Genomic DNA, 12,114 nt, shown 5'->3' with positions numbered 1-12,114 from the left:
ACTACAGGGCCAGGCGGTGGATGACCTGGGTCGAGTCGTCCGGGTCGCGCTGGCCGACGAAGCCCAGTGCGCAACACAGGTCGCGCATCGCCCGGTTGGCCGCCGAGTCCACCGAATACATCTGGCGGAAGCCGTTGCGCCGCGCCACGTCGATCAGATGGCGCATCAGCACGGCGTCGAGGCCCAGCCCCTGGTAGTCGTCGGCGATGGTTACCGCGCATTCGCACTGCCCTTCCTCGCAGCAGGCGGCGTAGCGGCTGATACCGACCTCGCGCAGCTCGCCGTCCTCGTGTACCAGGGCAACGAAGGCCATGCTCTGCTGGTAGTCGATGTCCATCAGTTGGTCGAGCAGCGCCGGGCTGGCTTCCTTGATCTCGCCGAGGAAGCGGAAGTGGCGGGTCGCCGGGGACAGCCGGTTGATGAACTGGCGTTCGCGCTCCCGGTCCTCCTCGCGCAGGGGACGGATCAGCACGTGGCGGCCATCGTCGAGGGACTCGACCCAATGGTCGCCCTCTACCGCCGCGAACGCGGAAGACCGGCTGGCATTTTGTACATTGGACATGATGCGATCTCCAGGAAGGGAAGGAAGTCGGTACAACCACTTCCTTCCTGTCTACGCGGTTTGGCGCAGCTCCGGTTGATCGACATCAACGCCGCCGCCGCAGCGCCGGCGGGAGCCGACGCGTGGCATGCGGCGAAACGCCTCAGGCGTTGGCCAGCTCGGCCTCGGCGATCTCCTTGCCGCGGCGGCGGAACAGTACCAGGGTGGCGAGCAGCCCCAGCAGCGCCGCGCCACTGAGCCAGATGCCCGGGGCCGCGCGGTTGTCCAGGGTGTGGATCAGCCAGGTGCAGACCGCCGGGGTGAAACCACCGAAGGTCGCGGTAGCCAGGCTGTAGGCGAGGGAGAAACCGGTGGTGCGCACGTCCGCCGGCATCACCTCGGTCAACGCCACCACCATCGCGCCGTTGTAGCTGCTGTAGAGGAACGACAGCCACAACTCGACGCCGAGCAGGCCGGCGAAACTCGGCTCGCGGACCAGCCAGGACAGCGCCGGGTAGGCGGTCAGCAGTGCCAGCGCGGAGGCACCCAGCAACAATGGCTTGCGCCCGATGCGGTCGGAGAACGCACCCATCACCGGCAGCCAGATGAAGTTGGACAGGCCGATGCACATGGTCACCAGCAGGCTGTCGAGGTCCGACAGTTGCAGTTCGTTCTTGCCGAAGGTCGGCGTATAGGCGGTGATCAGGTAGAACGATACGGTGGTCATCACCACCATCGCGGTACCGGCCAGCACTACGCCGAAGTTCTGCCCGATGGAGCGCAGCACCTGCGACAGCGACGGTCGGTGGGTGCGCGCCTCGAACTCCGGCGTTTCCTCCAGCGAGCGACGGATGACGAACAGCGCCGGAACGATCAGGCAGCCGATGAAGAACGGTACGCGCCAGCCCCATTCGCCCATGTCCTGCGGGCTCAGCCACTGGTTGAGGAGCACGCCGAGCAGGCCGGCGAAGACCACCGCGACCTGCTGGCTGGCCGACTGCCAACTGACGAAGAAGCCTTTGCGCCCTGGCGTGGCGATCTCCGACAGGTAGACCGAAACCCCTCCCAGCTCGACGCCAGCGGAAAAACCCTGCAGGAGCCGGCCGAACAGCACCAGCAATGGCGCCGCCACGCCCAGCGTGGCATAGCCGGGAACGAAGGCGATCAGCAGGGTACCCATGGCCATCAGGCCGAGGGTGATGATCAGGCCCTGGCGGCGGCCGTGGCGATCGATGTAGGCGCCCAGGAACACCGCACCCAGCGGCCGCATCAGGAAGCCGGCGCCAAAGGTGGCGAGGGACAGCATCAGAGAGGCGAACGGGTTGTCGCCGGGGAAGAAGGTCTTGGCGATGGCGGTGGCGTAGAAGCCATACACCATGAAGTCGTACATCTCGAGGAAGTTGCCACTGACCACACGGAAAATGGCGACGCCTTTGGATTTATTAGAGGCCATGGGACACACACTCAGGCAGACACGGGGAAGCGGTCCATGGCGGCGTCGATGGCCACGCAGGCGGGTACGTCATCCATCGACCGAGTTGTAACCATATGTGTAAAAAGTCCTTTCGAACAATCTAAAATTGCTCGAAAGGCGCTAATTGAGCGGCTTTGAAAGGCTGGCGAAAGCTTCGCGACCGTCTGGCGGAAAGACACTCACTGATAGGAAAGCGTCAGGCTGAGTACCCCGGCCGTCTTGCCGGCGGTAACGTTCTGTCCGGTCTGGATATAGCGGGCGGTCATGTCGATCGAATTCGGCCCGTCTTTCGCCATCCCCATGTATCGCCGCTTGCCGAGCGGGACCGGTTCCCCGTGTGCATCGAGCAGTTGGATACCTACTCCCTTGGCGGACTGGGCGACGTCGAGCAGGTTGATCGTCCCCGGATAGCGGGTATTGGCGAACTGTTCGCTCAATGTCAGGTTGATTGCGGTGCCGGCGTTGCAATCGAGGTCCAGGGAGAATCCCTTGCCGCCTTTCGTGCTGCCCGGACCGTTGAAATCGGCCGCCGGCACGCGGCCCAGTTCGACGACGACGCTGCTTTTCGTCAGGTAGCACGAAGCGCTGACCACCGGACTGCTGGCAAAGGAGAAGGTGAACAGTTCCTTGTTGTAGAGATCTCCCAGCACCGAATTGGGTTTGGTCATCACCTTGAAGCTCGGAAAGGAAAACGTTCCGCCAACCACCGCCCCGGTCTTTATCAGCTTGAACGTCTGCCTGAGCGTGTAGGTGTTCTTTCCCAGATAGGGAAATGGCACGGACAGCGGCGAATATTCGTTGTTCAGCGCCAGCCCACTCATCCGGGCCACGGAACCGTCGTAGTTGGCGGTTTCCCAGTAGAGTCCCACGCCCGCCACGCTGGTCGGATAGGCATAGCCGGTGGTCGGCTGATAGGCGGGATTCTGTTTCGACTTGAAGTACTGCGCGGTCCCCCCCGTCGGGTAAAAGAGATTCTGGCACTCCATCGGAGTGCTGATTTCCCTGATGGCGAGCACCGTACCCACTTCCGCGTCCCGTTGCACCGTGACGGAAGGGAACTGGACCTGCACGCTGGCAGAGCCGACGGGAACACAGACATCCGTGAGCCCGGCCCAGGCATGGAAGGGAAGCAGCGCCGCAAGGAGAAAAAAAGAGCAACGGGCCTTGTGCAGACAGGTATTCATAAGATGAAAACTAAAACTCTACCGGAATTTTCCGATTCTCCTCGGCCTTGCTTGGTTATTTAATAAGAAAAATCCTATTTTTTTATAGGAAAAAGCCTTACTTCCATACCGGTCTCATCGATGACCGCCAGACGGCCTTTCCCGCCTGATTTACCGCAGCAACGCGAATTCCCGTAGACTTTTCCTATCTCGGTCCGCTATTCCCATCATGTCCTCCCGCATCCCTACTCCCTGGAAAGCCCGCCTGGCGCAGCTGATCGCCCTGGCCGCCGGCCTGATGGCTCGCTATCCGCGCACCATCGCCCTGTTCGGCTTCTGCTCGGGCGTGTTCAGTTTCATCATGGTCGATCGACAGAAGGGCTTCGCCCAGGTACTGGCGATCATCATGCTGGTCAGCTGGGTCTGGCTGATCCTCGAGAACCTCCTGCGCGAGACCTTCGCCCGCCGCTTCGGCTGGGAGATCCCGGCGCCGCTGCTGCGCTACGCGACTCAACTGATCCACCAGGAAAGCCTGTTCTTCGTCCTGCCGTTCTTTCTCATCACCACCACCTGGAACAGCGGCCAGGCGCTGTTCACAGGGACGCTGGCCGCCGCGGCGCTGATCTCCATCACCGATCCGCTCTACTATCGCTGGCTGTCCAGGCGTCGCTGGGTGTTCCTCGCCTACCACACCCTGACCCTGTTCGCGGTGTTGCTGACCTCGCTGCCGATCCTGCTGCACCTGACCACCCCGGAAAGCTACCGGTTGTCGCTGGGCATCGCCGTCGTGCTGTCCTTCCCCAGCCTGCTCGTGACCTTCCCGCTACAGCACTGGTGGCGCGGCTTCCTGCTTCTCGGCCTGACCCTGGCGGTGGGCCTGGCCGGCTGGTTCGGCCGCACCTGGGTACCGCCGGCCACCCTGTGGCTGACCGAAGTGGCGGTGAGCAGCCAGTTCGACGACCAGAGCCGCACGCCCGGCGACAGCCTGGAGCAGGTCGGCGCCGCCCAGTTGCGCAGCCAGGGCCTGTTCGCCTATACCGCGATCAACGCGCCGCGCGGCCTCGACGAGCGCATCTATCACGTGTGGATGTTCAACGGGAAGGAGTTCGACCGAATCGCCCTGGATATCCACGGCGGCCGCAAGGAGGGCTACCGGGCCTGGACCCACAAGCAGAACTTCCCCGGCGACCCGGTCGGCCACTGGCAGGTGAAGGTAGTCACCGAGGCCGGACAGATGATCGGCACCCTGCGCTTCGACGTCACCCAGTGACGTCGAAGCCTGGCGACCTCAGGCGAAGAACCAGTAGCACACGGCGATGGAGGCGATGACCCCGGCCAGGTCCGCGGTCAGCGCGCAGCCCACCGCGTGGCGCGCGCGCTGCAGGCCGACCGAGCCGAAATAGACGGCGAGCACGTAGAAGGTGGTCTCGGTGCTGCCCTGCACGGTGGCGGCGACCAGCGCCGGGAAACTGTCGACGCCGTGGGTCTGCATGGTCTCCAGCAGCATCGCCCGCGCCGCGCTGCCGGAGAACGGCTTGACCAGCGCGGTGGGCAGCGCCTCGACGAAGCGGCTGTCCCAGCCCAGCCCCTCGACCGCCCAGCGTATCCCGCCGAGTACCACTTCCAGCGCCCCGGAGGCGCGCAACACGCCAACCGCGCAAAGCATCGCGACCAGATACGGCAACAGGTTCTTGGCGACGTCGAAACCTTCCTTTGCCCCCTCCACGAAGCTCTCGTAGACCGGCACCTTCTTCAGCGCGCCGACGATCAGGAACAGCACGATCAGGCTGAACAGCGTCAGGTTGCCCAGCAGCGAGGACAGCTGCGCCAGCGCGGTGGCCGAGAGCGTGCCGAGCACCGCCATGAAGCCGGCCAGCAGCAACGCGCCGGGGATCAGGTAGGCCAGCACCACCGGGTCCCACAGGCGCAGGCGCTGCATCAGCGCCACCGACAGCAGGCCGGCCAGGGTCGAGGCGCTGGTGGCCAGGAGGATCGGCAGGAATACCAGGGTCGGATCGGCCGCGCCCTGCTGCGCGCGGTACATGAAGATGGTCACCGGCAGCAGGGTCAGGGACGAGGCGTTGAGCACCAGGAAGAGGATCTGCGCATTGCTCGCGGTGCTGCTGCTGGGATTGAGCTCCTGCAACGCCTTCATCGCCTTCAGGCCGATCGGCGTGGCGGCGTTGTCCAGGCCCAGGCCGTTGGCGGCGAAGTTCAGGGTGATCAGGCCGATCGCCGGATGCCCCGGCGGCACTTCCGGCATCAGCCGGCGGAACAGCGGTCCGAGCAGCACCGCCAGGCGCTCGACCAACCCGGCCTTCTCGGCGATGCGCAGGAAACCGAGCCAGAGCGTCAGGGTGCCGAACAGCAGGACCATCACCTCGACCGCCAGCTTGGCCATGGCGAACAGGCTCTCCACCATCGCCGCGAACACCGTCGCATCGCCGCCGATCAACCAGCGCGCCAGCGCGCTCGCCGCCGCTACCAGGAAAAAACCCAACCACAAGCCGTTCAGCATTCAGAATCCCCCGCGTTGCGCGGATGATAGCGGCGCAGGCAGTGCCGGCGCCAGAAACGCCGAGGCCCCGGACGATGCCGGGGCCTCCTGGAGCCACAAGCCGCCTTATTCGAGGGTGGCCTGCTTGCCCTTGGCTTCACCGACCGCCTGCCGCAGGTGCGGCAGCGAATCCCAGTAGCGCTGGCCCTTGGCCGCGTCGTACATGCCTTCCCACTTGGAGATCACCAGCACCGCGAGGGCATTGCCGATCACGTTGAGGGCGGTGCGCGCCATGTCCATGATGCGGTCCACGCCGGCGATGAAGGCCAGGCCCTCGAGCGGGATGCCGACGCTGCCCAGGGTGGCGAGCAGAACCACGAAGGATACGCCCGGCACGCCGGCGATACCCTTGGAGGTCACCATCAGGGTCAGCACCAGCATGATCTGCTGGCCGATGGACAGGTCGATGCCGTAGAGCTGCGCGATGAAGATCGCCGCGATGCTCTGGTACAGGGTCGAACCATCGAGGTTGAAGGAGTAGCCGGTGGGCACCACGAAGCTGCTGATCGCCTTCGGCGCGCCGTAGGCTTCCATTTTCTCGATGATGCGCGGCAGCACGGTTTCCGAGCTGGCGGTGGAATAGGCGAGGACCAGGTCGTCCTTGAAGATGCGGATCAGGCGCATGATCGAGAAGCCGAACATCCGCGCGATCAGGCCCAGCACCACCAGGGCGAAGAAGACGATGGCCACGTAGACCAGGATCACCAGCTTGGCCAGCGGCAGCAGCGAGGCAAAGCCGAAGTTGGCGACGGTCACCGCGATCAGGGCGAAGACACCGATAGGGGCGTACTTCATGATCATGTGGGTGACCTTGAACATGGTCTCGGAAACGCCCTGGAACACCTTCACCAGCGGCTCGCGCAGGTCGTTGGGCAGGCTCGACAGGCCGAGGCCGAACATCACCGAGAAGAAGATGATCGGCAGCATCTCGCCACGGGCGATGGCGGCGAAGACGTTGGAGGGAATCAGGTTGAGGATGGTCGCGATGAACGCATGGTCATGCTGCACTTCCTGGGTGGTCTTCTGGTACTGGGAAATGTCCACGGTACCCAGGGTGCTCATGTCGATGCCGGTGCCGGGCTGGAACAGGTTGGCCAGCAGCAAGCCGACGACGATGGCAACGGTGGTGACGATCTCGAAGTAGATGATGGTCTTCAGGCCGATGCGGCCAAGCTTCTTCGCGTCGCCGACGCCGGCGATGCCGACCACCAGCGAGGAAATCACGATCGGCACCACGATCATCTTGATCAGACGGATGAAGATGTCGCCGGCCGGTTGCAGCACGTTGGCGATCCACCAGGCCTTTTCGGCGCTGAAATGGTTGAGCACTGCGCCGACGGCGATACCGAGTGCCAGACCGATCACGATCTGCCAGGCGAGGCTTAGCTTGGCTTTACCCATGTTTCGTCACCCTTAATTCTTGTGGAAGTCGGGAGTCGCTCCAACGGGAGAGTCGCTCCCGACAGGCGAAAGGGCGCAATGATTCATGCGCTCCCCTACCCCGTCTAATGCCGTAAGTGACTGCCCCATGCCGAATCGGCATGAGAAATCACTAATGAAACGCCCGTCCCACAGGAAATTGCCCTTGATTTTCGTACAAGAACAGGGAGCGGAAGGCACTCCGTGCAAGGCCCGGGAGCCTCGTGCCCATCCTGGGAAGTTGAAAGTCGCTCATCATCGCTGCGATGGATGGTCGCAGGACACGCAACGCCGTCCGGCACGCCATCGCCGGCTGTGGATAAGCGGCATTCTGTGGATAACCGCGCGGTAAAGCCCTTCTGGGAGGGCGCCTCGGAACGCGCGGGTGGTCGATTGTAAAACGACTCCGCCATCCACAGGCATTGATCGATATCAGGGAAGTTCGCGGAGGATCGATGCGGAAGCAGATGCTCCGCCGGACGGCGGAGCATCGTACTCCTTCTATATATAGAAGCGCGCCGGAAGGCAGCGAGACATCGGTGGCTCCCCTCCGGCGCGTTTTCGCCTGGCCCGACCCCGAAGGAGGTACTCCCTGTACCCCTGGAACCCGCCGGGTCGACCTCACCCAGCGCATCCCGGTCCCCTGGCCATGCCCCGCTTCGGGCGGGGCGGTGTCACGCAAGCCCGTTCCGCCTCAGTACCAGTTCGGATCGGCCTTGAGTTGTTCGTCGAGGATCTTCTGTACCGCCGGCTCCGGCTTGCCCAGCCAGCGGAAGCTGGCGTGCTTGCTCGGCGACTTGTCCTGCGGCAGCCCTTCGGGCACCTGCACGTAGAGCCCGTAGGCATGACTCTTGTCCCAATCGAAGGCGACCAGCAGGCGCTGACCCTTGCAATCGGACTTTTCACAGAGACCACCGACCAGATACTTGTCGCCCTGATCGTCGACGGCATGCATCGGCGTAGCGGTTCCCGAGAGATTCATCACCCAGTCGGGCAAGCGGCTCTCGTCTTCCACCAGGTTCTGCCAGGCCTTGCGGTATCCGGCATCGGTGCTCTGCAATTCGTTCAAGCGGTATTCGCCGTCCCTGTCGGCCGCCACCGCCAGCGAACTGGCGGCGACACCGAGCAGCAGTGCGTTCATCAGGTTACGCATGAGTCGCATCGCTTTCTCCTTGGCATCCGGCTAGCCGCGACGGCGTCCGAAGAAGAACGAGACCACGAAGAGCACCAGGAACAGCACGAAGAGGATCTTCGCGATTCCGGTGGCGGCACCTGCGATGCCACCAAACCCGAGGACGGCAGCGATGATGGCGATGATCAGAAAGGTGATAGCCCAACTAAGCATGATGTTTTCTCCTGTGTGCCTTCGGAACTGTCGGTACCGCCTCGGGGCCAGGCCCATCGGGGTAGCGAAGCGGCCTGTGTCCATTTTTCTTCAGGGAGACCGTGACTACCTCATTGCACGCCCCATGCCAGCCTTTCTGAAAAATAAAAATACTTTTAATTCAATAAGTTATAAACCAACCCAGGTAGCCGGCGCAGTTCATCCTGCACGACGCGACAAATTATTCCGGGCGTTTTGCACGATCGGCGCGGTACGCTGTCACATGCAACAGGGAAGCGACCCGGCACCTGCTACCCGGAGCCATCCGTGGAGCCGCCACGGCTTCCCGAAAACCCAAGAACAGCAACATCGGCAGGTTGCACGCCTGCCCGGATGGGCGGCGGGGCGCTCTGCAACTTGCATGGGCTTTCCGGGGACTAACCCAGAAGCCGAATGGCAGTGAATTCCCTAGAGGATAAAAAGCAACGATGGAAACCACTTCCGAAAAACAGGGGCGCATCCTGCTGGTCGATGACGAGTCGGCGATCCTGCGCACTTTCCGTTATTGCCTCGAAGACGAAGGCTACAGCGTGGCCACCGCCAGCAGCGCGCCGCAGGCGGAGGCCCTGTTGCAGCGCCAGGTATTCGACCTGTGCTTCCTCGACCTGCGCCTGGGCGAAGACAACGGGCTCGACGTTCTCGCCCAGATGCGCGTCCAGGCGCCATGGATGCGCGTGGTGATCGTCACCGCGCATTCGGCGGTGGATACCGCGGTCGACGCCATGCAGGCCGGCGCGGTGGATTACCTGGTCAAGCCCTGCAGCCCGGACCAACTGCGCCTGGCCGCCGCCAAGCAACTGGAGGTGCGCCAACTGACCGCGCGCCTGGAGGCCCTGGAGGACGAAGTGCGCCGCCAGGGCGACGGCCTGGAATCGCACAGCCCTGCCATGGCCGCGGTACTGGAGACCGCGCGCCAGGTAGCGGCGACCGACGCCAACATCCTCATCCTCGGCGAGTCCGGCTCCGGCAAGGGCGAACTGGCACGCGCCATCCACACCTGGAGCAAACGCGCGAAGAAGCCCCAGGTCACCATCAACTGCCCGTCGCTGACCGCCGAACTGATGGAAAGCGAACTGTTCGGGCACAGTCGCGGCGCCTTCACCGGAGCCACCGAAAGTACCCTGGGCAGGGTCAGCCAGGCTGACGGCGGCACCCTGTTCCTCGACGAGATCGGCGACTTCCCGCTGACCTTGCAACCCAAGCTGCTGCGCTTCATCTAGGACAAGGAATACGAACGCGTCGGCGATCCGGTGACCCGCCGCGCCGACGTGCGCATCCTTGCCGCGACCAACCGCGACCTGGGCGCGATGGTCGCACAGGGCCAGTTCCGCGAGGACCTGCTCTACCGTCTCAACGTGATCGTGCTCAACCTGCCTCCCCTGCGCGAACGCGCCGAGGATATCCTCGGCCTGGCCGAACGTTTCCTCGCCCGCTTCGTCAAGGACTACGGCCGCCCCGCCCGCGGCTTCAGCGAAGCCGCCCGCGAGGCCATGCGGCAATACCCCTGGCCGGGCAACGTACGCGAGCTACGCAACGTGATCGAACGCGCCAGCATCATCTGCAACCAGGAACTGGTGGATGTCGACCACCTCGGTTTCAGCGCTACGCAATCCGCCAGCAGCGCACCGCGGATCGGCGAATCGCTGAGCCTGGAAGACCTGGAGAAAGCCCATATCACGGCGGTGATGGCCTCCAGCGCCACCCTCGACCAGGCCGCCAAGACCCTCGGTATCGATGCCTCGACCCTGTACCGGAAGCGCAAGCAGTACGGCCTATGAGCATGCCGCTGCCGATGAAGCTCCGGACCCGGTTGTTCCTCAGCATTTCCGCGCTGATCACCGTCTCGCTGTTCGGCCTGCTGCTCGGGTTGTTCAGCGTGATGCAGCTCGGCCGCGCCCAGGAACAACGGATGTCGCACCACTACGCGACCATCGAGGTGAGCCAGCAACTGCGCCAGCTGCTCGGCGACCAGTTGGTCATACTGCTCCGCGAAACCCCCGACGGGCAGGCCCTGGAGCGCTCGCAAGACGACTTCCGACGAGTCCTGGAACAGGGCCGGACGAATACCGTCGACAGCGCCGAGCAGGCCGCCCTGGATGGCGTCCGCGACGCCTACCTGCAACTGCAGGCGCACACCCCGGCCCTGCTCGAGGCGCCCAGGGCCGACAACGACGGCTTCAGCGAAGCCTTCAATGGCCTGCGCCTGCGCCTGCAAGACCTGCAGCAACTGGCGCTGGCCGGCATCAGCGAAGCCGAGACCAGTGCCCGCCATCGTGCCTACCTGGTCGCCGGCCTGCTTGGCTTGGTGGGCGTCGCCATCCTGCTGATCGGTTTCGTCACCGCCCATAGCATCGCCCGGCGCTTCGGCGCGCCGATCGAAACCCTGGCGCGGGCGGCGGACAGGATCGGCGAAGGCGATTTCGACGTGACCCTGCCGATGACCAACGTCGCCGAGGTCGGCCAGTTGACCCGGCGCTTCGGCCTGATGGCCGAGGCCCTGCGGCAGTACCGCAAGACCAGCGTCGAAGAGGTGCTTTCCGGCGAGCGGCGCCTGCAGGCGGTACTCGACAGCATCGACGATGGCCTGGTGATCTTCGACAACCAGGGACGCATCGAACACGCCAACCCGGTCGCGATCCGCCAGCTGTTCGTCTCCAACGACCCCCATGGCAAGCGGATCGACGAAATACTCAGCGATGTCGATGTCCAGGAGGCGGTGGAAAAGGCCCTGCTCGGCGAAGTCCAGGACGAGGCGATGCCCGACCTGGTGGTGGACGTCGCCGGCGAGTCGCGCCTGCTGGCCTGGTCGCTGTATCCGGTCACCCATCCCGGCGGGCATAGCGTCGGCGCGGTGCTGGTGGTCCGCGACGTGACCGAGCAACGCGCCTTCGAACGGGTCCGCAGCGAATTCGTCCTGCGCGCCTCCCACGAACTGCGCACGCCGGTGACCGGCATGCAGATGGCCTTCAGCCTGCTCCGCGAACGCCTGGACTTCCCCGCGGAGTCGCGGGAAGCGGACCTGATCCAGACGGTGGACGAAGAGATGTCGCGGCTGGTCCTGCTGATCAACGACCTGTTGAACTTCTCGCGCTACCAGACCGGCATGCAGAAGCTCGAACTGGCGTCCTGCGACCTCGTCGACCTGCTCACCCAGGCGCAGCAGCGTTTCATTCCCAAGGGCGAGGCCCGCCGCGTCTCGCTGCAACTGGAGCTGGGCGATGAGCTGCCGCGCCTGCAGCTCGACCGCCTGCAGATCGAGCGGGTGATCGACAACCTGCTGGAAAACGCCCTGCGCCATAGCAGCGAAAGCGGGCAGATCCACCTGCAGGCCCGGCGCCAGGGCGACCGGGTGCTGATCGCGGTGGAAGACAATGGCGAAGGCATTCCCTTCAGCCAGCAAGGACGGATCTTCGAGCCTTTCGTCCAGGTCGGACGCAAGAAGGGCGGCGCCGGCCTCGGCCTGGCGCTGTGCAAGGAAATCATCCAGCTGCATGGCGGGCGCATCGCGGTGCGCTCGCAACCAGGCCAGGGCGCGCGCTTCTACATGCTGCTGCCGGTGTGACCGGGGCCGCTCCC

General features: G+C 64.2%; 9 protein-coding genes and 1 pseudogene. 3 read left to right on the top strand and 7 right to left on the bottom strand.

Annotation, left to right across the window (positions count from 1 at the left end; genetic code table 11):
• Position 1: 1 nt before the first annotated feature.
• The 3 genes from HMPREF2886_RS00900 to HMPREF2886_RS00890 all read right to left on the bottom strand — a co-directional run bounded on the left by HMPREF2886_RS00900 (position 2) and on the right by HMPREF2886_RS00890 (position 3,199).
• Positions 2–562 carry a GNAT family N-acetyltransferase gene (locus tag HMPREF2886_RS00900; RefSeq protein WP_003096934.1) on the bottom strand — a complete coding sequence of 187 codons (561 nt, stop codon included), beginning with the start codon at positions 560–562 and terminating at the stop codon, positions 2–4.
• A 142-nt stretch (positions 563–704) separates the two neighbouring features.
• Positions 705–1,994: an MFS transporter gene (locus HMPREF2886_RS00895; protein ID WP_003096941.1), complete on the bottom strand. Its 1,290-nt coding sequence runs from the start codon at positions 1,992–1,994 to the stop codon at positions 705–707.
• Positions 1,995–2,194: 200 nt separating this feature from the next.
• On the bottom strand, positions 2,195–3,199 hold the full coding sequence (locus HMPREF2886_RS00890; protein ID WP_042167732.1) for a fimbrial protein: 1,005 nt from the start codon (positions 3,197–3,199) through the stop codon (positions 2,195–2,197).
• Positions 3,200–3,407: 208 nt separating this feature from the next.
• Here HMPREF2886_RS00890 and HMPREF2886_RS00885 point away from each other — a divergent pair, with 208 nt between their 5' ends.
• The gene (locus HMPREF2886_RS00885) at positions 3,408–4,448 is read left to right on the top strand and encodes a DUF5924 family protein (protein ID WP_033968264.1); all 1,041 of its coding nucleotides are present in this window, start codon (positions 3,408–3,410) and stop codon (positions 4,446–4,448) included.
• An 18-nt stretch (positions 4,449–4,466) separates the two neighbouring features.
• Here the strand turns inward: HMPREF2886_RS00885 and HMPREF2886_RS00880 are convergent, their stop codons facing one another.
• The 4 genes from HMPREF2886_RS00880 to HMPREF2886_RS00860 all read right to left on the bottom strand — a co-directional run bounded on the left by HMPREF2886_RS00880 (position 4,467) and on the right by HMPREF2886_RS00860 (position 8,499).
• Complete coding sequence (locus HMPREF2886_RS00880; protein ID WP_033968263.1) at positions 4,467–5,696, bottom strand: nucleoside recognition domain-containing protein; 1,230 nt, start codon at positions 5,694–5,696, stop codon at positions 4,467–4,469.
• A 105-nt stretch (positions 5,697–5,801) separates the two neighbouring features.
• Positions 5,802–7,136 (bottom strand): glutamate/aspartate:proton symporter GltP, encoded by a 1,335-nt coding sequence (gene gltP / locus HMPREF2886_RS00875; RefSeq protein WP_003096956.1) that lies wholly within the window; start codon positions 7,134–7,136, stop codon positions 5,802–5,804.
• Between the two features lie 712 nt (positions 7,137–7,848).
• Positions 7,849–8,316 carry an inhibitor of vertebrate lysozyme family protein gene (locus HMPREF2886_RS00865; protein WP_033968262.1) on the bottom strand — a complete coding sequence of 156 codons (468 nt, stop codon included), beginning with the start codon at positions 8,314–8,316 and terminating at the stop codon, positions 7,849–7,851.
• 21 nt (positions 8,317–8,337) lie between these two features.
• On the bottom strand, positions 8,338–8,499 hold the full coding sequence (locus tag HMPREF2886_RS00860; RefSeq protein ID WP_003096961.1) for a DUF1328 domain-containing protein: 162 nt from the start codon (positions 8,497–8,499) through the stop codon (positions 8,338–8,340).
• A gap of 467 nt (positions 8,500–8,966) precedes the next feature.
• Between HMPREF2886_RS00860 and algB the strand changes: the two are divergent.
• Both algB and HMPREF2886_RS00850 read left to right on the top strand, forming a co-directional pair.
• Positions 8,967–10,316 (top strand): annotated as a pseudogene (gene algB, locus HMPREF2886_RS00855) (sigma-54-dependent response regulator transcription factor AlgB).
• Positions 10,313–12,100 (top strand): KinB sensor domain-containing domain, encoded by a 1,788-nt coding sequence (locus tag HMPREF2886_RS00850; RefSeq protein WP_073648750.1) that lies wholly within the window; start codon positions 10,313–10,315, stop codon positions 12,098–12,100. The pseudogene algB and the gene HMPREF2886_RS00850 overlap by 4 nt, the downstream one beginning before the upstream one ends.
• The last annotated feature ends 14 nt before the right edge of the window (positions 12,101–12,114 follow it).

The organism is Pseudomonas sp. HMSC066A08 (assembly GCF_001813025.1).
Lineage (GTDB): Bacteria > Pseudomonadota > Gammaproteobacteria > Pseudomonadales > Pseudomonadaceae > Pseudomonas > Pseudomonas aeruginosa.
This window is presented reverse-complemented; position numbering and strand designations above follow the sequence as displayed.